Source organism: Clostridium kluyveri DSM 555 (genome assembly GCF_000016505.1).
GTDB classification, from domain to species: domain Bacteria; phylum Bacillota; class Clostridia; order Clostridiales; family Clostridiaceae; genus Clostridium_B; species Clostridium_B kluyveri.
In genome coordinates, this window is record NC_009706.1 from 1,054,080 (window position 1) to 1,077,945 (window position 23,866).

Genomic DNA, 23,866 nt, shown 5'->3' on the forward strand with positions numbered 1-23,866 from the left:
TCAATAAGTAAAAGTATATTATGTGAATTAAAATTTAATATAAAACTTCTTATCAAGAGAGGCGGAGGGACTGGCCCTATGATGCCCGGCAACCTGAATGTTATTTGTTCAATGGTGCCAATTCCTGCGGGGTAACCTGAAAGATGAGATATTAAGAAAGAGTTAAACTTCTTACATTTCATCTGTAAGAAGTTTTTTATTGTATAATATTAATTTCGATACCTTAGTTGACCAGACACACTGGAGACTAGGTAAACTGAAGTTTATTCGGTTTACTTGGTCTTTTTTTATATTTAAGTTATGCAGAGAGGAGATAAATTTAATAATGATATTTTCAATTTGAGGAGGAACATATATATGAGACAAGTAGCGATTTATGGAAAAGGTGGAATAGGTAAATCCACAACTACACAAAATTTAACAGCAGGTTTATCGGAATTAGGAAAAAATGTTATGGTAGTTGGATGCGATCCTAAAGCTGATTCTACAAGGCTTCTTTTAGGTGGACTTGCACAGAAGACAGTTCTAGATACATTGAGGGAAGAAGGGGAAGATGTAGAATTAGATTATATAATGAAAACAGGATTTGGTGGAATAAAATGTGTTGAATCTGGTGGACCAGAACCAGGTGTAGGATGTGCAGGAAGAGGAATAATTACATCTATAAACATGCTGGAGAGATTAGGAGCATATACTGATGACTTAGACTATGTTTTTTATGATGTATTAGGGGATGTTGTGTGCGGAGGCTTCGCTATGCCTATTCGTGAAGGAAAAGCCAAAGAAATATATATTGTAGCCAGTGGTGAAATGATGGCCCTTTATGCTGCAAACAATATATCAAAAGGAATAAAAAAATATGCTAAAAAAGGTGGAGTAAGATTAGGTGGAATTATCTGCAACAGCAGAAATGTAGACAATGAAAAGAAATTATTGGAAACTTTTGCAAAGGAATTAGGCACTCAGTTAATTTATTTTGTTCCAAGGGATAATATGGTTCAAAAAGCTGAAATTCACAAACAGACAGTAATACAGTTTGATTCTGATGAAGATCAAGCTGCTGAATATAGATCTCTTGCAAAAGCAATAGAAGAAAATGAATTGTTTGTAATTCCAAAACCTATGAGCCAGGAAAGACTTGAAGAAATATTTTTAGAGCATGGACTTATAGATTAAATAGAGAATAGAAAGGGTGATACAATGTCAAAAAAAACAATAAATCTCAACTTAACGGAAGTAGAAAACCGAGAGACGAGATTAGGAACTATAACCGCTTGGGATGGTTCGGCGACTGAGTTGTGGAGGGAATCAAACTATGAATTGAGAAGCCAAAGAAAACATGATGGTTGTGGAAAACAGAAAGCTTGTCGGTTGTGTGAATTAAATTCACCATTAAATCAACAGACCATGTGTGCTAATGCTATTGTTGAATGCCAAATAGGAAATATTACAGACTGTGTACTTATTCAGCATGCTCCAATTGGATGTTCCGCAGATAATCCTTGGTTTAATCTTGCCTTTAATATGGGACTTGGAAGAAGAAATAAACCACCACAGAATTTACAGATTTACAGCACAAATCTTTTAGAAAATGATATGGTTTTTGGTGCTTCGGATAAACTAAAACAAACAATACGAGATGCAAAGGAACGTTTTAATCCTAAGGCAATTTTTATCTCCATGGCGTGTGCTACTGCTATTATAGGTGAAGATATAGAGAGTGTTGCAGAAGAGATGGAAAAAGAAATTGGAGTGACAGTTATTCCTCTGCATTGCGAAGGATTTCGCTCAAAACACTGGAGTACTGGATTTGATGTTTCACAGCATGGAGTTCTACGTCAAATAGTAAAACGTAAACCTGAAAAGCAAAAGGATTTAATTAACATTGTAGCTTTGTGGGGAACTGATTATTTTACAGAAATGTTAAAACCTCTTGGTCTGAGAGTAAATTATATGATAGATATGGCAAGCTATGATGAACTTGCCCAAGCATCGGAAGCTGTGGCTACTGCAACTTTTTGTCACACACTTGGTTCTTATATGGCTACAGCACTTGAGGAACATTTTGATGTTCCACAGATTGATGCACCTCAGCCTTATGGAATTGCAGGTACGGATTCCTGGTTCAGGGCAATTGGTAAAATTGTTGGCAAAGAAAAAGAAACCGAAGAGTATATAAAGAAGGAGCATGAAAAAGTACTTCCTAAAATTGAAGAATTGCGCAAAAAGTTTAAAGGAATTAAAGGATTTGTTATGACAGGTTCATCTTATGCACATAGTCTTATTTCAGTTTTGCGTGAATTAGGAATAAGTGTTGATGGTTCTGTAGTATTCCATCACGATCCTGTTTACGATGGTGGACATGAGAATCAGGATACGCTGAATGAACTTATAAGCACTTACGGAGATATTCCTAATTTTACAGTAAGTAAAACACAGGCATTCCAACTAAATGCTTTATTTAAACGAGTAAAGACAGATTTTGTAATAATTCGACATCAAGGACTTGCACCTGAAGCGGCAAAACTTGGTATACCATCTTTAGCTATGGGTGATGAGCATTTTCCTGTTGGTTATGATGGAATAATTAGGACAGGTGAGGTTCTATTAGATATTCTTGCAAGAAAGAAGTTTAATGAGGTTCTTTCAAGACACGTTAAAAGTCCATATAATGAATGGTGGCTTAGCCAAGATGATCCATTTTTGCTTGCAAGACATCCTGAAGTGCTTGATGAAAGAGTAAAACTTGAAGTGATTGATGAAATAGTAGAAATTGTGTAAGTAAGTTGCACTGACACTTTGGTTATGGACGGGCAGGACGAAGTTAATTTAGGACACTGTGTAAGCAGGTGATCCTCTAACTATTAGCTCTAATAAAGTAATCAAAAAGTAAAAAACTGCGAAAACGCAGTAAAAAAAATTTCTTAAGAATACATGAGGAGGATTAGAGTGGCTGAGACTAAGATAAATAAAAAAAGTAGTACAATAGTACATCCACATTATGCTTGTGCAGTGGGGGGTGCATATACTGCAGTAGCAATTAAGAATGGTGTTCCAATTGCGAACTGTGGTCCGGGGTGTATGTACAAACAATATTTTTTTATGGGATTTGAAAATGGTTTTCAAGGTTCTACCAGTACTGGTGGAGGTAATGTTGCCAGTGTAAATGTAGGTGAGAATGATATAGTATTTGGAGGTGAAAAAAAACTTGATGATTTAATAAAATCAGTTTTAGCAATTTACAATGGTGAATTATTTGTGGTAGCTATAGGTTGTACTGGAGAACTTATAGGAGATGATGTTGGAGCAATTGTAAAGAAATATCGTGAGGCAGGGTATCCTATAGTGCATGCAGATACAGCTGGCTTCAAAGGTTCAAACCTTATAGGTCATGAAATTGTTGTGGAAGCAATCATAGACCAATTTGTTGGAGATTATAAAGGTGAAAAGAAAAAAGGATTAATTAATTTGTGGTTTGAGACACCTTTTTTTAATACAAATTGGCGTGGAGACTATCTGGAGATTGTAAGGATTTTAAAGAATGTAGGTTTTGAAGTAAATGTGCTTTTTGGACCACAAAGTGGTGGAACTAAAGAATGGAAGGAAATTCCTAAAGCGCAATTTAATCTTGTAATATCACCCTGGGTAGGAGTGAATATTGCCAAACATTTAGAAAAAAAATATGATCAGCCTTATTTGCATATTCCTGTAATACCTATTGGTGAGGAAGCTACTACTGCTTTTATAAGACAATTAATTGAATATGCAGGAATAGATGCTAAAAAATCAGAAGCGTTTATTGCAGAAGAAGCAGAATTATATTATTACTTTTTAGATTCTTTTTCACACTTTTTTGCAGAGTATTGGTATGGTTTGCCTTCTCGATTTGCTGTTGTAGGAGACAGTGCATATGCACTTGCCTATACAAAGTTTCTGTCAGATCAGATTGGACTTATACCTGTAAAGCAAATCATTACGGATAATCCGCCAGAGCAATTTAGAGAGAAAATAAGCAAGGAATTTAGGAATCTATCAGAAGGTGTATCTGTGGAAGTAGAATATATTGAAGATGGTTATCTTGCAGAAAGATCACTTTCAGAAGCCGATTTCGGTTCAGGAGTTCCATTGATATTAGGTTCAACATGGGAATCCGATGTAGCACGAGAAAAAAATGCATTACTAATAGAAATAGATCCGCCTTCTTCTGAGACAGTGGTACTGAATAGATGCCATATAGGATATAGAGGTGCCCTGCAGTTGATAGAGAGAATTTATACATCAACTGTAGGTGGAAAATAAAAAATAATAATTATGATAAATTAACTATTGACAAAAGAACTAAAAAATTGTATAGTACTATCAATAAGTAAAAGTACATTATGTGAATTAAAATTTAATATAAAACTTCTTATCAAGAGAGGCGGAGGGACTGGCCCTATGATGCCCGGCAACCTGAATGTTATTTGTTCAATGGTGCTAATTCCTGCGGGGTAACCTGAAAGATGAGATATTGAGAAAGAGTTAAGCTTCTTACATTTCATCTGTAAGAAGTTTTTTATTGTATAATATTAATTTCGATATCTTAGTTGACCAGACACACTGGAGACTAGGTAAACTGAATTTTATTCGGTTTACTTAGTCTCTTTTTATATTTAAGTTATGCAGAGAGGAGATAGAAAAACATGAGCATAGATTTTGCAAAAAGCGTAGAAGAGAGGACATTAACCCATCCCTGTTACAACTGTATTGCCCATAAATATGCAAGAATGCATATTCCTGTAGCGCCAAAGTGTAATGTAAGTTGTAATTTTTGTAATAGAAAATACGATTGTGTGAATGAGACTAGACCGGGTGTTACCAGTGAAGTTTTAACTCCCGAGAAAGCCAGAGATAAATTTAATATAGTAAAAGACAAAGTGAAAAATTTGACTGTGGTAGGTATAGCAGGCCCGGGAGATCCGCTGGCAAATTTTGAAGAAACTAAAAAATCTATAGAACTAATAAAAAAAGAGTCACCAAATATTACATTTTGCCTTTCAACCAATGGGTTGATGCTGCCTTTTTATGCAGATGAGATAATAAGACTGGGAGTAACTCATGTCACTATAACTATAAACGCAGTGGATCCTAAAATAGGCGCAAAGATATATAAATTTGTTAATTATTTAGGAAGTGTTCTTGAAGGAGAAGAGGCAGGAAATGTATTGTTAAATAATCAATTATCGGGTCTTAGGTATATTGCTCAAAAAGGTATAATATGCAAGGTAAATATTGTTATGATAAAGGGAATTAACAGCAGCCATATTCCAGAAGTAGTTAAAAAGGTTAAAGAATGTGGAGCATATATGACAAATATTATGCCTCTTATACCGGTTAAAGGTAGTGTGTTTGAAAATATGCCTACTGTAAGTGATCTGGAATTAAATCATATGAGGAAAAAATGCGAACTGGATTTAAAGCAGATGTATCATTGTAAACAGTGTAGAGCTGATGCAATAGGAACTTTAGAGAAGGATATATCTAGTGAATTTAGAAGTGATACTGAAGATGATTTTAAAGGGAAAAATATAGTTAAGCTTGACGGTAAAGAGAAAATTTATAAGGAGAGTAAGTATAGATTTGCAGTTGCAACTAAATCTGGTGTAAATGTGGATGCACATTTTGGACATGTGTCACAATTCTATATATATGATGTAGTAAACAAAAAGATTGAACTTAAAGAAAAAAGAATTATAAATAAATACTGCGGTGGTATAAGTGAATGTGATGGCCATGATGATAAAATATCAAATATTTTAAAAAGTATAGAGGATTGCAATGCAGTACTTGTATTGAGAATAGGTTTTGAGCCTTTGGCCATGTTACATGAGAAGGGAATAAAGGTATTCCAGATGTATTTTAGTATAGAGCAGGGTATAAAAAAGGCCATAGAATTACTTGAAAAAGATTCATAAATATTCAAGTACAAAGGGGAAGGGTAAATATGAATACAAAAAATGTGACAAAAGATATAAGAATTGTAAATAATAAGAGCGGTTTAAATGAATTGTTAACTAAAGTTTTCAGAAAAAGCCTAGCCATTGTATTGTTTCTGGTTTTTTGGCAGATAGCCCCTATAGTAGGTATAGCTGATCACCAATTTATACCTACTTTTTCAGAAACCATCAGTACAATTTGGGATCTTATATTTAAAAATGAAATGATAGTACATGTTAAGGTAAGCCTTATGAGAGCCATAATAGGGTTCATGCTGGCGGCAGTTATAGCACTGCCATTAGGTTTTCTACTTGGAGGAGGATTTAAAAAAGTTGAGGAATTTTTAGATCCCCTACTTCAAATTTTAGCCCAGGTAAATCCTTTTTCTCTGCTTCCAGTTTTTATTCTACTCTTTGGAATCGGAGAGGTAGCCAAAATATCAATAATATTTTGGGTTTCAATATGGCCTATATTGTTTAGTACCATAACAGGAGTAAAAACTATAGATCCACTTCTGATTAAAGCCGCCAGAGCTATGGGTACATCTAAAGTAAAATTGTTTTGGAAAATCATTTTGCCGGGTTCAGCACCTAATATATTTGCAGGATTGAAATTGAGTTCGGGAAATGCGTTTCTTATGTTAATTGCAGCTGAGATGATTGGTGCAAGTGCAGGACTTGGATGGATGGTGTTAAATTCAGAGGTTAATTTTCAAATTAATAGGCTTTTTGCAGCAGCATTTACAATTGCAGTGTTAGGAATACTTATAAATAAAACAATAACTTTTATAGAAAGGAAAGTTATTGTCTGGAAAGAAGAATCTTTTACAGCTTAAAAATATTAAATAATAAAACACTTTTAAGGGGGAAACTAAGAATGAAAAATAAAAAATTAGCTTTAATATTAAGTACTGTATTTTTATCAACACTAATTTTTTCAGCTTGTGGCAGTAAAAAAGATGAAGCATCTAATGCCGATAAAAGTAAAGAGTTACAAGTTGTTAAAACCTGGAGCAGGAAAGATTGTACAGCAGCACCTATTGTAATAGCGGATAAACTTGGATATTTTAAGGAGCAGGGTTTAAAAGTAGAATATACAGGTGATACCCAGCCTGCGCAAAGGCTTCCATCTATATTAAATGGAAATAATGATTTTGGAGATGCACATCCTAATAATCTAGCCATTGCTGCACAAGGAGGAGCTAAGATAAAAGCTGTAGCAAGATCTATTGTAGAACCATCAAAAGATACAACTGACTACGAGCATCTTCAGCACATGTGGTGGGTAAGTAATAAGAATGGAACTATAAAAACACTAGCGGATATTAAAAATTATGATGGAAAGGTTAAGGTTGGAACCAATTCCAGAAATTCTTGTGTGGATTATTTGTCCTATAAATTGTTTGTTGAACAAAATAATATACCTATAGATAAAATTGAATGGATCCAAATGCCTGATGTAGAACAAGTTTTAGCTTTAAAGAAAGGACTTATTCAAATTGCCGTAGTTCATCCACCATATTATAAATCTATTGAAGACAGCGGAATTGGCAATATACTCACCACAAGCGAACCTATAGCTGGTGAAAATGGAGGAACTTATCTTTACTATTTTTCAGATAGCTTTATAGAAAAACATCCAGAAGAGGTTGAAAAGTTTATAGTGGCAGTTAAAAAAGCAGAAAGATATATAAATGAAAGTATTCCAAATGCGGAAGAAAGGGCTAAAGTAAATAAAATGGTAGAAGAGGCTATAGGAGTACCTGTAAGTGCCAATCATTACTATGCCATTGATGGAACTATAAAAGATAGTGATATACAAGAGTGGATAGATGGGAGTATAAAGAGCGGAGCACTTCCTCAGGATACAAAAGTGAAAGTTAGTGATATAGTCACTCATAAGTTTGATAAATATACTAATTTAGCTTCATCACCAAATTTTATAGTTAAAAATTAGGGGGAAAATTAAATGAGTAAAGTAATTGAAAAATCAAGGCCTGATAATTACAAGATTATAGTTAAAAATGTACAAAAATTCTATGATATAAAATCTGAAAACGGCGAAAAAAGTGAAAAATTTTTGGCACTGGACAACTTTAATTTAAAGATAAAAAAAGGAGAATTTATAACCATTGTAGGGCCTAGTGGATGTGGTAAATCAACATTTTTAGATATTTTAGCTGGCTTATCTAAACCTACATCCGGGGAACTATATATAGATGATAAGTTGATTGAAGGACCAGATCTGGACAGGGGTATTATTTTTCAAGGGTATGCATTATTCCCATGGAGAACTGTAGAACAAAATATTGAATTTGGCCTTGAAATAAAAGGCATACCAAAAAATGAAAGAAAAGAAATAAGTAATAAATTTATTAAACTTGTGGGATTAAGCAATTTTCAAAATAGATATCCCCATGAGTTATCAGGAGGTATGAAACAGAGGGTGGCAATTGCAAGGGCATTGGCATATGATCCGGATGTTTTACTTATGGATGAACCTTTTGCAGCAGTGGATGCTCAAACTAGAGAATTACTTCAGGAAGAGTTGTTGAATATATGGGAAGATACCAATAAAACTATTGTATTTATAACTCATAGTATTGAAGAAGCAATATTTTTAGCAGATAGAGTAGTGGTAATGACCCCTAATCCAGGCAAGATTAAAGAGGTTATTGAAATAAACTTTCCAAGACCTAGAAGTACTGTTAATGTGAGAATGTCTCAGGAATTTAGCTCTAATAGAAATAGGATATGGGAACTGCTCCATGGTAATGATGATAAAAAACATGTAATTTAAAAATTACAATTCCAAAGTCTCTTTACAAATTCAATTTAATTTCTTTCTAAAAATAATATTATTTTTAGAAAGAAATTAAAAATCTTAAGGAGTGTTACAGTGAATAAAGTAGAAAAATATAATAGTTATATTCAATATTATATTTTGAGATATTTAGGTGTGGCAATATTTTTGTTGCTATGGGAAGTTTTCCCTAAATTTGGAGTTTTGGATTCTCAATTTGTTCCACCTCTTTCAAAAGTCTTAGAACAGGTATATAATTTGTGGTTTCATAATGGATTATTTATTCATATTATGGTAAGCCTCTGGAGAGTTTTAATAGGACTTTCAATAGCAATTGTTATTTCTGTTCCACTAAGTTTTTTGCTTGGCGGGTGGTTTACTGGTATTGCAGATATTTTTGATCCTCTTTTTAGGATTCTATCTCAAGTAAATTCTTTTTCATTAATGCCCATATTCATTCTATTTTTTGGAATAGGTGAAGGTGCAAAGTTGGCAGTAGTTACTTGGGTTTGTATATGGCCTCTTTTATACAATACTATATCAGGTGTAAGAAGAGTGGATCCTATTTTAATTAAAACTGCACTATCTATGAAAATAAATAATTTAGATATGGCTAGAAAAGTACTTCTGCCCGGTGCAAAACCTTCTATTTTTCTAGGACTTAGATTAGGTGTTGAAATGTCATTTTTTATGCTTATTGCTGCAGAAATGATTGGTGCTACTGCAGGAGTAGGATGGCTTTTTCATAATTCTGCTATGAACAACCAAATTCCAAGGATGTATGCGGCAGGTATATGTGTTGTAATTCTCGGCATAATTTTAAATAGATTTTTAATTTATATTCAAAACAAAGTATTTTTCTGGAAAGAATCTACACACATATTTAGTTTTGCAAAATGGAAGAATGTTGTAACTAAATTTAAAAAAGCTGAAATTGTGACTATAGTTTTAAGCCTGATTGTAATTATAGGAGTGGGTACTTATCAAGTAAAACTTGCACAATATTCAGATAGTGGGGGCAATTTTCATATGGACATAAATAAAGATACTAAGAATATGGAAGAACACATGAATATGGATAAAGATGATAAAGATATGGAAAAGCATATGGATATGAATAAAAATAATGAGGATATGGAAGAACATATGCATATGGATGGCAAATAAAGCTGTAGAATGAAATTTTTATAGGAGAATGATTTGATGAAATTTAATAAAGATACATTTTATAAATTTTTAGTTTTGTTTATATTTGTTATAGTATGGGAAATAGTCAGCAGATCCAAATTAGTAAATCCTTTGTTTATTCCACCTTTCTCCACAGTAGTGGTGACTCTATGGAATATGTTCGTATCAGAAAATCTTATATTGAGTGTAGCCATAAGTGTGGAAAGAGCATTATTAGGATTTATTATTTCAATTATAATTGGCATACCACTGGGGTTTTTCCTTGGAGGATGGTTTTCTAAATTGGAGCTTATAGCGGAGCCTGTTATAGAGATTTTCTCTCAAGTTAATCCATTTATATTATTCCATGTTGCATTGTTGTTCTTAGGCATTGGAGAGATTACTAAAGTAGTAGTAATTGCATGGACATGTATCTGGCCTATAATGTTTAATACAATTTATGGTATTAGAAATATGGATTCTCTAATACTAAAAGCAGCAAGGGGGTTTGGACTTAAAAGATGGAAACTTTTTTATAAGGTAGTAATACCCTCAATATTACCTTCAGTTTTTGTAGGTATTAGAATTAGTGCTGGATATTCATTTTTTATGCTTATTGCAGCGGAAATGATGGGGGCAAGTTCAGGACTTGGATGGCTGATTCTAAATAATCAAGAAAATTACGCTATAAACAAAATATTTGCAGTGGCCATTGTTATAGCCATTCTTGGGTTGTTTGTGGATATAATAATAAAATTTATTGAAAGTAAGCTTATAGTTAACAAGAATGAGGAGGTATTTAATGGTATTAACTTAAGTATATGATTTAACAAAAATCGTATTTTATTAGCTAAGGTATCTTCAAACTTTGACTTATTATTTATTTTCAGATACCTAAATCAAGGGAGGATATAATATATGAAGAAATTTAATCTTAATACTTCTGTAGTAGATACACGTGAACAGCGTCTTGGAACTATTATTGGCTGGAAAACTGGAAAGGCATCAGAGCTTTCTAAGGATTCTGCATTTACTTGTGCAGGATGCAAGGGAAATGGAGGCAAAAGGCTTTGTGAGGCCACAGGACCTTTTACTCAAGGTTCTACTTGCAGTGAACAAATGGTAGAATGTCAGGCTGGAAATGTAAGGGATGCAGTTTTGATTCAACATGCACCAATAGGCTGTGGAACAGGACAGGTAGCTTACAATTCCATATATAGAAATGGGCTTGCCATTAGAAATTTGCCTATACAAAATATAAAGATAATCAATACCAATATGAAAGAAACAGATATGGTATTTGGTGCACTTGATAAATTGGAACAGTCTATAAGGGATGCATGGAACAGACATCAGCCTAGAGCTATATTTATTGGAACCTCCTGTGCCTCAGGAATAATTGGAGAGGATGTGGATAGTGTAGCCAGTAAAATGCAGGAGGAACTCAATATTCCCGTTATTCCTATGTATTGTGAAGGATTTAGATCCAAGCACTGGAGTACGGGGTTTGATGCCACACAGCATGGAATTTTAAGGCAGCTGGTTAGAAAAAATCCTAAGAAACAGGAGAATTTAGTAAATATAATTAACCTCTGGGGCAGTGATGTATTTACGCCTATGCTGGCAGAGTTAGGACTTGAGGTTAACTATGTTATAGATTTAGCTAAAGTGGAAGATTTAGAAAGGCTTTCAGAAGCTGCAGCTACTGTTACTTTCTGTAACACGTTGGGTTCTTATATGGCGGCTGCTTTAGAAGAACATTTTGGAGTACCTGAAGTTAAGGCACCTCAGCCTTATGGAATTGCAGGAACAGATGCATGGTTAAGAGAACTGGCAAGAGTTACCCATAGAGAAAAAGAAGCGGAAATATATATAGAAAAAGAGCATAAAAGAATAGCACCTAAGATAGAAGAACTTAAAAAATTGTTAAAGGGTAAAAAGGGCTATGCAGCTACAGGTTCAGCTTATTCTCATGGACTTATTGCAGTACTTAAAGAACTTGGAATTCAGGTGGATGGATCCTTAGTATTTCATCATGATCCAGTATATGATAATAATGATCCCAGCAAGGATACTCTGAAATTCTTAGTAGATAATTATGAGGATGTTGCTAATTTTAGTGTAAGTAACAGGCAGCAATTTCAGTTTTATGGGCTGCTTAAAAATGTAAATCCAGATTTTATTCTTATTAGACATAATGGGTTGGCTCCATTAGCTTCACGAATGGGAATTCCTGCAGCTCCATTGGGGGATGAACACCATGCTATAGGTTACAGCGGAATTTTAAATTTAGGTGAAACCATTTTAGAAATACTTCAGCATAAAAAATTCCATCAGGATTTAGCAGAGCATACTAAATTGCCTTATACAAAATGGTGGCTTGAGCAGAGGGATCCTTATATACTTGAGAAAAGTAATTTTGTAAAAATAGAATAGTTATTAGGGGATGATATATATGAAAGTTGATTTAAATACATCTGTGGTAAAGACAAGGGAACAACGTCTTGGTACTATAATTGGATGGAAAACTGGGAAAACTTCAGATCTTTCTAGAGATTCTGCATATACCTGTGGAGGATGTAAAGGTAATGGAGGAAAAAGACTTTGTGAAGCTATAGGTCCCTTTACTCAGGGTTCCAGCTGTAGTGAAAGAATGGTGGAGTGTCAGGCAGGAGAAGTGAGAGATGCAATTTTAATTCAACATTCTCCCATAGGTTGTGGAACCAGCCAGGTGGCCTGTAATTCCATATATAGAAATGGTCTAAAAAATAGAAAACTACCTATAGAAAATATGAAGGTAATTAATACCAATATAAAAGAAACAGATATGGTATTTGGAGCACTTGAAAAATTGGAACAGTCTATAAGAGATGCTTGGGAAAGACATCATCCTAAAGCAATTTTTATTGCAACCTCCTGTGTTACAGGTATCATTGGAGAAGATATAGATAGTGTAGCAAGCAAACTGCATGAAGAGTTTAAAATTCCAGTTGTTCCTATGTATTGTGAAGGCTTTAGATCAAAACACTGGAGTACAGGTTTTGATGCTACCCAGCATGGGATTTTAAAATATATAGTTCGTAAAAGTTCTAAAAAACAGGAAGATCTAGTGAATGTAATTAATCTTTGGGGAAGTGATGTATTTACTCCAATACTAGCAGAATTGGGACTTAGGGTTAATTATGTAGTAGATATGGCAACTGTAGAGGATTTAGAACAGCTTTCAGAAGCTGCTGCTACTGTTTCGTTTTGTCACACCTTATCTTCTTACCTGGCAGCTGGTTTGGAAGAACAATTTGGGGTTCCAGAAGTTAAAGCACCGCAACCTTATGGAATCGCAGGAACAGATGCGTGGATAAGGGAGCTGGCAAGAGTTACGCATAGGGAGAAAGAAGCAGAAGCGTATATAGAAAAGGAGCATAAAAGAATAGCACCGAAAATAAAAGAACTTAAAAAATTATTAAGTGGCAAAAAAGGTTACGCAGCCACAGGTTCAGCTTATTCTCATGGACTTATAGCAGTGCTTGGAGAGCTTGGAGTTCAAGTAGACGGTTCTTTGGTGTTTCATCATGATCCTGTATATGACAATAATGATCCCACTAAGGATTCTCTAAAATTTTTAGTAGACAATTATGGTGATGTTCCTAATTTTAGTGTAAGCAATAGACAGCAGTATCAGTTTTATGGACTGCTTAAGAATGTTAATCCTGACTTTATTATTATAAGACATGCAGGGCTTGCCTCTTTGGCATCCCGTATGGGTATACCGGCAGTTCCTCTTGGTGATGAACACCATGCTGTAGGTTATCAGGGGATTTTAAACTTAGGAGAAACTATATTAGATATACTTGCACGTAAAAAGTTCCACAAAGATTTGTCCTCTCATGTTAAACTGCCTTATACGAAATGGTGGCTTGAACAGAGAGATCCTTATATATTAGAAAAACAACATTATGTTGTATATTAAGAAAATAGCAGTGACTTTATAGAATAGGAGTGGATATAGTGTCCAGTATAAAAGCAGAATTAAAAGATATAAATAAAAGTATAGAAAAATCAAATTCAATTGAACAGATTAGATATGGATGCGCCCTAGGGGCCGTACACAGTGCTTTTGCAATTCCAAGAGTAATTCCAATTGCCCATTGTGGTCCGGGATGTGTGGATAAACAAACTTCTAATCTGGCTTTTTATAACGGATTTCAGGGGGGAGGATATGGAGGAGGTTCTGTTGTCCCAAGTTCCAATATTTATGAAAAGGAAGTTGTATTTGGTGGTGAAGACAGGCTGAGAGAACTTATAGATGCAACCTTTAAAGTTCTGGATGCGGATTTATTTGTAGTTATGACAGGATGTATTCCAGATACTGTTGGAGATGATGTTGGAGCTGTAGTAGGTGAATTTCAGGATGAAGGTCGTCCTATAGTGTATGCAGAGACAGGTGGATTTAAAGGAAATAATTTTACAGGACATGAATTGGTTACAGAAGCTATCATCGATCAGTATGTAGGTGATTATGATGGACCTTTAGAAAAGGGACTTGTAAATGTGTGGTCACTTCTTCCTTATCATAATACTTTTTGGAGGGGAGATCTTACAGAAATTAAAAGAATCCTAGAGGGTATAGGTTTAAAGGTTAATATATTATTTGGACATGAAAGTGCAGGGGTTTCAGAGTGGAAGAATATTAAAAAAGCACAATTTAATCTGGTATTATCCCCATGGTTGGGTCTTAAAACTGCAGAAAAATTGAAGAAAAAATATAAACAGCCTTATTTGCATATTCCTACAATTCCAATAGGAGCAAAGGAAACCAGTAGTTTTTTAAGAAAAGTAGTAGAATTTTCAGGCATTGATAAAGTTAAGGCAGAAAAATTTATTAAAGAAGAAGAAAAGAAATATTATGAGTACCTAGAGGATTTTTCTGATTTTTATGCAGAGTATTGGTGGGGATTACCAGCAAAATTTGCGGTAATAGGTGATAGTGCATATAATTTAGCTCTCACAAAGTTTTTGGTAAATCAACTGGGGCTTATACCTGCCATACAAATTATTACGGAAGATCCACCTGAAAGATATAGAAGTGGTATTCGGGAGGAATTTAAAAATATAGCAGAAGATGTTTCAGTAGATATAGAATTTGAAGAAGACAGTTATACCATTCATGAAAAAATAGAAAAACAGATTTTGGTCATAAACCCCCTATTATTTTTGGGACTACCTGGGAAAGGGATCTTACTAAAGAATTAAAAGGATCCATAGTTGAAGTGGGCTTTCCGGCATCTTATGAACTGGTGCTTTCGAAATCTTATGTAGGTTATAGAGGAGCTCTTACTTTGCTTGAAAAGATATACACTACTATAGTTGGAGCTAGTGCATAATTTTAATGTAAATGTAGTTTAAATAAATTTAATAATCATATTTTCAATTTGAGGAGGAACATATATATGAGACAAGTAGCGATTTATGGAAAAGGCGGAATAGGTAAATCCACAACTACACAAAATTTAACAGCAGGTTTATCGGAATTAGGAAAAAATGTTATGGTAGTTGGATGCGATCCTAAAGCTGATTCTACAAGGCTTCTTTTAGGTGGACTTGCACAGAAGACAGTTCTAGATACATTGAGGGAAGAAGGAGAAGATGTAGAATTAGATTATATAATGAAAACAGGATTTGGTGGAATAAAATGTGTTGAATCTGGTGGACCGGAACCAGGTGTGGGATGTGCAGGAAGAGGAATAATTACATCTATAAACATGCTGGAGAGATTAGGAGCATATACTGATGACTTAGACTATGTTTTTTATGATGTATTAGGAGATGTTGTGTGCGGAGGCTTTGCTATGCCTATTCGTGAAGGAAAAGCCAAAGAAATATATATTGTAGCCAGTGGTGAAATGATGGCTCTATATGCTGCAAACAATATATCAAAGGGAATAAAAAAATATGCTAAAAAAGGTGGAGTAAGATTAGGTGGAATTATCTGCAACAGCAGAAATGTAGACAATGAAAAGAAATTACTGGAGACTTTTGCAAAGGAATTAGGCACTCAGTTAATTTATTTTGTTCCAAGGGATAATGTAGTTCAAAAAGCTGAAATTCACAAACAGACAGTAATACAGTTTGATTCTGATGAAGATCAAGCTGCTGAATATAGATCTCTTGCAAAAGCAATAGAAGAAAATGAATTGTTTGTAATTCCAAAACCTATGAGTCAGGAAAGACTTGAAGAAATATTTTTAGAGCATGGGCTTATAGATTAGTGTAAATAAAAGTAATTTTAACATTAATACAGTCAGATACCTAAATACATGTTACTTTGATGTAGAATTAAAGATTGTGGAAGGGTATCTGACCTAATAAATGTGTATTGTCAATTCAATCAAACAAACGGCATATCATCAATATCTAAAGCATAACTTTATTTATTCTTGCTTTACATGAATTGTTTTTCTGGGTGGAATTTCAGAAGGGGGTAATAGTTTTGAGGGTAAATATAAAGTCACCAGAAGTTGAAATTAGAGAGAGAAGACTTGGTTCAATTACGGGATTTTATGGAAGTGCATCTGAACTTTGTAATAAATCAAAATCAGGAAAACTTTGTGATAGAATGCATTCTTTTAGCCAATGCTTAGGATGCAGCTCAGGTAATGCATTGTGTCAGCTGGCTTTAATACTGGATGCTGTGGTTATAAATCATGCTCCACTGGGCTGTTCGGCTGATTTTTCAGATTTTAACTTTATAAATAGAGTAGAAAGATAAGCAAGAAATATTCCAGTTGCAAATGCAAATTTATTAAATACAAACTTAAATGAGGAAGATACTATATATGGCGGAGGACAAAAATTGGAATCCACTATAGAAGAAGCATATTATAGATTTAAACCTAATGCAATATTTATAACAACTTCCTGTGCATCTGGAATTATAGGTGATGATGTAGATACCATAGCCCAGGAAGCTGAGAATAAATTTAATATTCCGGTTGTATATGTTTCATGTGAAGGCTTTAGATCTAAAATTTGGACCACTGGTTTTGATGCAGCATATCATGCAATAATCAGAAAGATAGTAAAACCACCAATTAAAAAAAGAAAAGATACAATAAATGTGATTAATTTTTGGGGTACCGATATTTTTACTGATTTATTTGGAAGGATTGGTTTAATCCCCAATTATATAGTACCATTTTCTACAATAGATCAATTGCAAAAAATATCTGAAGCAGCAGCTACAGTGCAGATTTGTCCCACACTGGGGACTTATTTGGCTGCATCTCTTGAACAGGAATATGGAGTGCCGGAAGTTAAAACTCCACCTGCTTATGGAATAGAGGGAACGGATGCCTGGTTTAGAGAACTTGGCAGGATAACCGGCAAAGAAAAAGAAGTGGAGGAATTAATTAAATCAGAAAAGGAAAGGATATATCCTGAACTTGAAAGGCTGAGAGAAAAATTAAAAGGGAAAAGAGTTTATATTACAGCAGGTGCTGCCCATGGACACAGCATAATGTATATTTTAAGGGATTTGGGCGTTGAAATTGTAGGAGCATCCATATTTCATCATGATCCATGTTATGACAACAGAGATGATAAAGGAAAGAGTTTAGATCACTTAGTTGAAACTTATGGAGATATAAAACATTTTAATGTATGTAATAAACAATCATATGAACTTATAAATTCCCTTAATAGATTAAAACCGGATGTATTTGTGGCACGTCATGGCGGCATGGCTATATGGGGAGCCAAGCTTGGTATACCAACATTTTTGATGGACAATGAACAATTTGGATTAGGGTATCAAGGATTGTTGAATTATGGAAACAAAGTTTTGGATGTACTTGAGACTCCAGAATTCATAAAAAATATTGCTGCACACACTAAACTCGCATATACGGATTGGTGGCTTAATCAAAAACCTGATACTTTTTTGGAGGTAAACAAGCATGAGTAAAATATTGGAACAGCCTAGACATTATTGTACTCTTGGAGCACAACAATCAGTAAATGCAATAAAAGGTGCAATACCAATAATTCATTCAGGACCCGGATGCGGTGTAAAACTCTTTAGAGGGCTTAGTACAAATTCTGGTTATCAAGGTACAGGATATTCTGGAGGAGGAACAATCCCATGCACCAATTCAACTGAAAGAGAAGTTGTATTTGGAGGAGAAACAAGGTTAAGAGAGGTAATAGATGGAACTCTTAAGGTGTTAAAAGGAGAAATTTTTGTAGTTCTTACGGGGTGCACTGCGGATATAGTAGGAGATGATGTGAGTCAAGTAGTAAAAGACTACAAGGATCAGGGAGTACCCATAGTATATGCTGAAACAGGCGGATTCAAAGGTACAAATTTTAAAGGGCATGAGATAGTAATCAAAGCCATAATAGATCAGTTTATAGGGGAAAGAAGTCCCCAAATTAAAAAAGGTCTTGTAAATGTTTGGTCGTCAGTTCCCTACCAAGATAGCTTCTGGTCAGGAAATCTAAACCAGATAAAATATCTTCTAGAGAATATAGGGCTTAAGGTCAACATATTATTTGGGCCAAAATCCAGAGGATTACAAGAGTGGAATTCAATACCAGATGCTCAATTTAATATTGTAGTTTCTCCCTGGGTTGGAATTGAAACAGCAGAATTTTTAAAAGAAAAATATGGTACACCTTATTTGCATTATGCGCTGCCTCCTATAGGTGCTGGGGAAACCAGTAAATTTTTAAGAACAGTTGGAGAGTTTGCTAATTTGGACTTTAGTAGAGTTGAAGATTTTATTAAAAATGAGGAAGATAATTTTTATTATTATTTAGAGAGAGCAGCTGACTTTTTTCTTGAATTTAGGTATAGTATACCAGATAGATTTTTTAATATAACAGATTCTTTTTATGCACTTGGTATAAGTCAGTTTTTATTAAATGAACTGGGCATTCTTCCAGGCGAACAATATATAACAGATGATACACCTAAGAAATATCAAAATGATATAATAAATGAATTTAGTAAAATTTCATCTACTAGAAAATTTGAAGTGTTTTTTGAATTAGATGGAGGAAAGATACATGAAAGGCTTAGAAAGTATAATTTGGGAATGCATATTCCGTTAATTTTAGGAAGTTCATGGGATAGAGACATAACCAGGGAATTAAATGCTTTTGGAATAAATATAACTCTTCCTGTTATGCATAGGCTCATACTAAATGGAGGGTACCTGGGATATAATGGTGGTTTAAGACTTATTGAAGATATATATGGAAACATATTAGAAACATATAAATAAATATAAGTTATAGTTATATTAAATATGCTGACTAGAAAACTAGAGGTTGTATCTTATTGAGATTCAGCCTTTTTATTTTTGTAAAATGAACTAATTAACTTCAAAGTATAACAAATTAGCCGTTTATATGGTGAATGGAAGTGATAATTAATGGAAAAATTAGTAAAACTAGCTACATTTATATTGGCAGTTTCAATTATATTTTCTACATTATTTACAGGATGCGGAAATGGTGAGAATAATACAGATAGTAAAAAAACAATTTTCAATGTTGCATTATCGGGTGATATTAAAGCAGTAGACCCCGCATTTGGGTATGATCGTAACACAAATGCAGTTGTTCTCCAGGTCACTGAAGGTTTATTTTATTATGATGTAAATAATAAAATTGTTCCCAGATTAGCAAAAAGTTACAAGGTTGTTAATCCAACTACTTATGTTTATGAGATTAGAAATGATGTGAATTTTTCGGATGGGACTCCTTTAACTGTTGATGATGTGGTGTTTTCATTAAATAGATATAAGGAGCCTTCTACTGCTTCAGAGGTTGCGTGGATGTTTGCCAATGTCACTTCAATCACAAAAACTGGTGATTGGGAAGTAACTGTGAAGCTTAGCAAGCCGGATGCTCTATGGGAACAGACATTGGCTACTACTGCTGGACATATATATAGTAAAAAATATTATGAGGAGCATAAAAGTAATTTTGGTAAACCAGATGGGGGTATTCTTGGCACAGGACCCTTTGTTTTTAAAAAATGGGTAACAGGCAGCGAAATTGATTTAGAAAGGAATACTAAATATTGGGACAAATCTGCCAACATTGCTATTGATAAAATTGTATATAAAATTATACCAGACAGTACAACGAGAGTTAAAGCTTTAACCTCAGGACAGGTGGACTATTTGAGTAATGCTCCAATTGATCAGCTTGATCAGCTTAAGGCTTCTAAAAATACAAGTATTTCAAAGGTCAATTCCTTTACTATAAATTTTATAGCATTTAATACTGAACGAGAACCTTTTAATGATGTCAATGTAAGAAAAGCAATTTATTATTCTATTGATGCTAATTCTATTGTAAGCAATATATTTAAAAATACAACAATACTGTCTAATTCTTTACCTATAAATGATGCTATAGTTTCTACTGAAAAAGATTTGTGGTCTTCTTATATTAAAAATGCACCTGATTACAAATATAATATTGATAAAGCTAAAGAATATTTGAGTAAATCAAGTGTACCAAATGGTTTTAAATTTACACTTATAGTGAATGATGAACCAGCATATTATTCTAGTGCATTGTTACTTCAACAAGCTTTGAAACAAATTAACATAGATGTAACTGTTCAAAAAGTTACGTGGAGTGAAAACAGTTCATATCAATTTGGCAGCAGATTTGATAAGGATGGAAAAAGAGATTATGATGCATTGTTAACTAGATGGACTGCTGATTTTCCAGATGCGGATGGTAATCTTACTCCGTTATATAAATCAGCTAACAAGGGTAAAGGAGGTTCAAATTCAGCTGCATATACAAATGCAGAAGTTGACAAACTCCTAGATGAACAGTCTTCAGCCACAGATAAGGGGGAAAGGGCTAAACTTCAGCAGCAGATTTTAAATATATTGTCAGATGAGGTTCCGTATGCCATTATTTCTTATCCTCAAACTATCTTTGCCATAAATAAAAATATTAAATATACCTTTGGTGCATCATGGCTTTATAATATCTTCTTTAAGGATTTTGAATTTACAGATAACTAAATGAGGAATTAGCATTAATTTAAGAAGGATAAGGATGAGTGTAATGTTGAGATATATTATGAAACGTTTATTACAATTTATACCCATTATTTTTATAGTTTCTATTATTATATTTGGTATGGTTAGAATACCTAAAATTGATCCAGTTGCTGTTATCGTTGGCGGAGGCCAGGCCAGTCAAGAAGAGATCAACAGCATTAGGGAAAAGTATAATCTTAATAAGCCTATGGTTATACAGTATTATATATGGATTACTGGAGCGTTAAGGGGTAACTTTGGTCTAAGTATTAATTATCAGCAGCCAATAACTTCTTTGATTAAGGAGAGACTTCCGGTTACACTGGGACTTACCTTGTTAGGAACATTATTTTCTATTCTAATGGCAATACCTGTGGGGGTGGTTACTGCTGTTAAAAAAAATACATGGGTGGATCGATTTTTATCAATTATTATTTTAGTTTTGGTATCCTGTCCGGTATATTTGACATGTATATTAATGATATTGGTTATTTCAGCTTTTTTCCCCAGCTTTTCATTTACAGGAACCTTTACAAATTTCAGTGAGTACATTCAACGTATAGTACTTCCAGCCATAGCACTTGCTTTTGGTATGATTGCATTATTGGCACGTGTCACTAGAAGCAGTATGATAGAACAGCTTCAGTCAAATTATATAGTGACAGCTAATGCAAAAGGATTGCCATTTAAAGATGTTATATTCAAGCATGCGTTAAAAAATGCTGCAGTACCTATAATTACTATTTGCAGCATTCAAATTGGTGTAATGATAGTTGGTTCGGTATTAGTTGAAAGAGTGTTTTCTCTTTCGGGTATTGGAAGTTTATTAATAGATGGTATAAACAATAGTGATTATCCTATTGTTCAGGGAGTAACTCTCCTTTTAGTAACTGTTTTTTTGTTATTAAATTTGATTGCTGATATTATTTATGCATTTATAGATCCAAGAATCAGATATAAATAGATTTTGTGGGGAAGGGTTAATTATGGGAATAAAGTATTTTTTAAGGAATAAAAAGAAAAATTATGGAACATTATTTACACCAGCGGTTGTTATATCATTTTTAGTATTAATAGTAATAATTACATCGGCAATATTGGCACCATTAATAGCACCCTATGATCCAAATAAAATAGATTTATCTCTATCACTGCAAAATCCATCTCATTTACATATTTTAGGTACGGATAAAACAGGACGAGATATATTTTCAAGAATGATTTTTGGAGCTCGTACAACATTATTAAGTGCAGTATATGTTGTTTTGATATCTGTAGTAATAGGAATTCCCTGCGGCTTGATCTGCGGGTATTATGGAGGTAAAATTGATGCTTTGATAATGAGAATATGGGATATAATCCTTTCATTTCCATCATTACTTTTAGCATTTATATTTGTTGCAAGTTTTGGCAGGGGAATGGGAAATGCAATTGTTGCCATTGGAATAATATATATTCCAATGATTTCTCGTCTTACTAGATCGCTTACCCTTGTGGAAAAAAATAAAACATATGTAGAGGCGGCACGATCTATTGGATGTTCTAGTAGACGAATACTTTTTGTACATATTCTACCCAATTGTATTCCAACTTTATTAAGTGAGTTAACTCTTGATTTAGGCTATGCCATGCTTGATTTAGCAGCATTGAGTTTTCTTGGATTGGGTGTACAACCTCCAACTTCCGATTGGGGTGCAATGTTGGAAGAGGCAAGGGAATTTATACAAAATAAACCTATGCCTGCTGTTGCACCAGGAATTGCCATAATAATAACAGTAGTTTCCATTAATGTGCTCAGTGATGGAGTACAAATGTATTTGAATCAAAGTCAGAGAAAATTACCTTCATTTAAAGAATTTAGAAAATTAGCAGGTGATAAAAATGGATAATGTTATTTCAATAAAAAATTTAAAAATTGAATTACTTTCTGCAAAAGGAATTATCCATGCCGTAAGGGGGATAAATCTGGATATAAAAAAAGGAGAAATACATGGTTTAGTTGGAGAAAGTGGATGCGGCAAAACAATGACTGCTAAAGCTTTGCTCCGTCTCCATGATGATTCCAGGACTGAATATTCAGGTGAAATACTTTTCAATGATGAAGTAGATATATTAAAGCTTAAGAAAAAGGATATTCAAAAGCTTCGCGGTAATGATATATCCATGGCTTTTCAGGATCCCACCACTTCTCTTAATCCCTTAATAACGGTAGGTGAACAAATATGTGAAATGATGAAGGTTCATGAAAATATGGATGTAAAACGAGCATATGTAAAAACATTATGGCTGCTTGAAAAGGTTGGAATTCATCCTGCAGAAAAACGATTTAAGCAGTATCCATTTGAGTTAAGCGGAGGAATAATTCAGCGTATCATGATTGCAATTGCTATTTCCTGTAACCCAAAATTTCTAATAGCAGATGAAGCTACTACAGCCCTTGATGTAACAATCCAGGCACAAATACTTCAGCTGTTTAAAAATTTGCAGAGGAATTTGGGAATGACTATTATGCTTATTACACACAATTTTGGAGTAGTTGCAGAGGTATGTGACAGGGTATCAGTTATGTATGCAGGTAAAATTGTAGAAACAGGAGATGTAAAAGACATTTTTACATCTCCTGTACATCCATATACAATGGCTCTGATAAATAGTATTCCAAAACCAGGATGTCACAGCAAGCCATTAGAAACAATTCAGGGGAGTCCTCCTGAACTCTTAAAAAAAATAAATGGCTGTGCATATGCACCACGCTGTAAATTTGCCGCAAAAAAGTGTACTGAAGTAATACCCGAAATTATATACAGTAAAAATGGTCACACAGCAGCTTGTCATTTAGAACTATAAATTGG

17 protein-coding genes, 2 pseudogenes and 2 riboswitches are annotated in these 23,866 nt (G+C 33.9%); all 19 genes and pseudogenes read left to right on the forward strand.

Translation table 11 applies throughout. The annotated features are described in order from the left end of the window. Positions 1 to 46 precede the first annotated feature (46 nt). Positions 47 to 150: riboswitch (SAM riboswitch) on the forward strand. Positions 151 to 357: 207 nt separating this feature from the next. Then, positions 358 to 1,176 (forward strand): nitrogenase iron protein, encoded by an 819-nt coding sequence (gene nifH, locus CKL_RS05085; protein ID WP_012101409.1) that lies wholly within the window; start codon positions 358 to 360, stop codon positions 1,174 to 1,176. A gap of 24 nt (positions 1,177 to 1,200) precedes the next feature. Beyond that, the gene (locus CKL_RS05090; RefSeq protein WP_012101410.1) at positions 1,201 to 2,781 is read left to right on the forward strand and encodes a nitrogenase component 1; all 1,581 of its coding nucleotides are present in this window, start codon (positions 1,201 to 1,203) and stop codon (positions 2,779 to 2,781) included. 168 nt (positions 2,782 to 2,949) lie between these two features. Next, a complete protein-coding gene (locus tag CKL_RS05095) occupies positions 2,950 to 4,299 on the forward strand; it encodes a nitrogenase component 1 (protein WP_012101411.1) in 1,350 nt (449 codons plus the stop codon). Between the two features lie 106 nt (positions 4,300 to 4,405). Further along, positions 4,406 to 4,509: riboswitch (SAM riboswitch) on the forward strand. A gap of 173 nt (positions 4,510 to 4,682) precedes the next feature. Then, positions 4,683 to 5,954, forward strand: coding sequence for a nitrogenase cofactor biosynthesis protein NifB (gene nifB / locus CKL_RS05100; protein WP_012101412.1), 1,272 nt, complete (start codon positions 4,683 to 4,685; stop codon positions 5,952 to 5,954). A 29-nt stretch (positions 5,955 to 5,983) separates the two neighbouring features. After that, positions 5,984 to 6,811, forward strand: coding sequence for an ABC transporter permease (locus CKL_RS05105; RefSeq protein ID WP_012101414.1), 828 nt, complete (start codon positions 5,984 to 5,986; stop codon positions 6,809 to 6,811). Between the two features lie 41 nt (positions 6,812 to 6,852). After that, on the forward strand, positions 6,853 to 7,932 hold the full coding sequence (locus CKL_RS05110) for an ABC transporter substrate-binding protein (RefSeq protein ID WP_012101415.1): 1,080 nt from the start codon (positions 6,853 to 6,855) through the stop codon (positions 7,930 to 7,932). Positions 7,933 to 7,944: 12 nt separating this feature from the next. After that, positions 7,945 to 8,775, forward strand: coding sequence for an ABC transporter ATP-binding protein (locus CKL_RS05115; RefSeq protein ID WP_012101416.1), 831 nt, complete (start codon positions 7,945 to 7,947; stop codon positions 8,773 to 8,775). 99 nt (positions 8,776 to 8,874) lie between these two features. After that, the gene (locus tag CKL_RS05120) at positions 8,875 to 9,945 is read left to right on the forward strand and encodes an ABC transporter permease (protein ID WP_012101417.1); all 1,071 of its coding nucleotides are present in this window, start codon (positions 8,875 to 8,877) and stop codon (positions 9,943 to 9,945) included. A gap of 36 nt (positions 9,946 to 9,981) precedes the next feature. Further along, entirely contained in the window at positions 9,982 to 10,770 is a 789-nt protein-coding gene (locus CKL_RS05125) for an ABC transporter permease (protein WP_012101418.1), read from the forward strand. A gap of 93 nt (positions 10,771 to 10,863) precedes the next feature. Then, entirely contained in the window at positions 10,864 to 12,381 is a 1,518-nt protein-coding gene (locus CKL_RS05130; protein WP_012101419.1) for a nitrogenase component 1, read from the forward strand. A gap of 19 nt (positions 12,382 to 12,400) precedes the next feature. Next, positions 12,401 to 13,912: a nitrogenase component 1 gene (locus CKL_RS05135; RefSeq protein ID WP_012101420.1), complete on the forward strand. Its 1,512-nt coding sequence runs from the start codon at positions 12,401 to 12,403 to the stop codon at positions 13,910 to 13,912. A gap of 47 nt (positions 13,913 to 13,959) precedes the next feature. Beyond that, a pseudogene (locus CKL_RS05140) lies at positions 13,960 to 15,326 on the forward strand (nitrogenase component 1). Positions 15,327 to 15,392: 66 nt separating this feature from the next. After that, complete coding sequence (gene nifH / locus CKL_RS05145) at positions 15,393 to 16,211, forward strand: nitrogenase iron protein (protein WP_012101422.1); 819 nt, start codon at positions 15,393 to 15,395, stop codon at positions 16,209 to 16,211. A gap of 221 nt (positions 16,212 to 16,432) precedes the next feature. Further along, positions 16,433 to 17,905, forward strand: a pseudogene (locus CKL_RS05155) (nitrogenase component 1). Further along, positions 17,898 to 19,226 carry a nitrogenase component 1 gene (locus tag CKL_RS05160; protein WP_012101425.1) on the forward strand — a complete coding sequence of 443 codons (1,329 nt, stop codon included), beginning with the start codon at positions 17,898 to 17,900 and terminating at the stop codon, positions 19,224 to 19,226. Before CKL_RS05155 ends, CKL_RS05160 begins: the two are co-directional and overlap by 8 nt. 150 nt (positions 19,227 to 19,376) lie before the next feature. Further along, positions 19,377 to 20,996, forward strand: coding sequence for an ABC transporter substrate-binding protein (locus tag CKL_RS05165; RefSeq protein WP_012101426.1), 1,620 nt, complete (start codon positions 19,377 to 19,379; stop codon positions 20,994 to 20,996). Positions 20,997 to 21,039: 43 nt separating this feature from the next. Then, complete coding sequence (locus CKL_RS05170; protein ID WP_012101427.1) at positions 21,040 to 21,978, forward strand: ABC transporter permease; 939 nt, start codon at positions 21,040 to 21,042, stop codon at positions 21,976 to 21,978. Between the two features lie 22 nt (positions 21,979 to 22,000). Continuing rightward, positions 22,001 to 22,903, forward strand: coding sequence for an ABC transporter permease (locus CKL_RS05175; RefSeq protein ID WP_012101428.1), 903 nt, complete (start codon positions 22,001 to 22,003; stop codon positions 22,901 to 22,903). Continuing rightward, the gene (locus CKL_RS05180; RefSeq protein ID WP_012101429.1) at positions 22,896 to 23,861 is read left to right on the forward strand and encodes an ABC transporter ATP-binding protein; all 966 of its coding nucleotides are present in this window, start codon (positions 22,896 to 22,898) and stop codon (positions 23,859 to 23,861) included. Before CKL_RS05175 ends, CKL_RS05180 begins: the two co-directional genes overlap by 8 nt. Positions 23,862 to 23,866 lie beyond the last annotated feature (5 nt).

What these genes read in the sequence shown, in the direction of transcription:
- nifB (WP_012101412.1), top strand. Translation starts at nt 4,683, where the DNA reads ATGAGCATAGATTTTGCAAAAAGCGTAGAAGAGAGGACATTAACCCAT.
- CKL_RS05180 (WP_012101429.1), top strand. Translation starts at nt 22,896, where the DNA reads ATGGATAATGTTATTTCAATAAAAAATTTAAAAATTGAATTACTTTCT.
- CKL_RS05165 (WP_012101426.1), top strand. Translation starts at nt 19,377, where the DNA reads ATGGAAAAATTAGTAAAACTAGCTACATTTATATTGGCAGTTTCAATT.
- CKL_RS05160 (WP_012101425.1), top strand. Translation starts at nt 17,898, where the DNA reads ATGAGTAAAATATTGGAACAGCCTAGACATTATTGTACTCTTGGAGCA.
- CKL_RS05135 (WP_012101420.1), top strand. Translation starts at nt 12,401, where the DNA reads ATGAAAGTTGATTTAAATACATCTGTGGTAAAGACAAGGGAACAACGT.
- CKL_RS05090 (WP_012101410.1), top strand. Translation starts at nt 1,201, where the DNA reads ATGTCAAAAAAAACAATAAATCTCAACTTAACGGAAGTAGAAAACCGA.
- CKL_RS05105 (WP_012101414.1), top strand. Translation starts at nt 5,984, where the DNA reads ATGAATACAAAAAATGTGACAAAAGATATAAGAATTGTAAATAATAAG.
- CKL_RS05175 (WP_012101428.1), top strand. Translation starts at nt 22,001, where the DNA reads ATGGGAATAAAGTATTTTTTAAGGAATAAAAAGAAAAATTATGGAACA.
- CKL_RS05170 (WP_012101427.1), top strand. Translation starts at nt 21,040, where the DNA reads ATGTTGAGATATATTATGAAACGTTTATTACAATTTATACCCATTATT.
- nifH (WP_012101422.1), top strand. Translation starts at nt 15,393, where the DNA reads ATGAGACAAGTAGCGATTTATGGAAAAGGCGGAATAGGTAAATCCACA.
- nifH (WP_012101409.1), top strand. Translation starts at nt 358, where the DNA reads ATGAGACAAGTAGCGATTTATGGAAAAGGTGGAATAGGTAAATCCACA.
- CKL_RS05110 (WP_012101415.1), top strand. Translation starts at nt 6,853, where the DNA reads ATGAAAAATAAAAAATTAGCTTTAATATTAAGTACTGTATTTTTATCA.
- CKL_RS05130 (WP_012101419.1), top strand. Translation starts at nt 10,864, where the DNA reads ATGAAGAAATTTAATCTTAATACTTCTGTAGTAGATACACGTGAACAG.
- CKL_RS05115 (WP_012101416.1), top strand. Translation starts at nt 7,945, where the DNA reads ATGAGTAAAGTAATTGAAAAATCAAGGCCTGATAATTACAAGATTATA.
- CKL_RS05125 (WP_012101418.1), top strand. Translation starts at nt 9,982, where the DNA reads ATGAAATTTAATAAAGATACATTTTATAAATTTTTAGTTTTGTTTATA.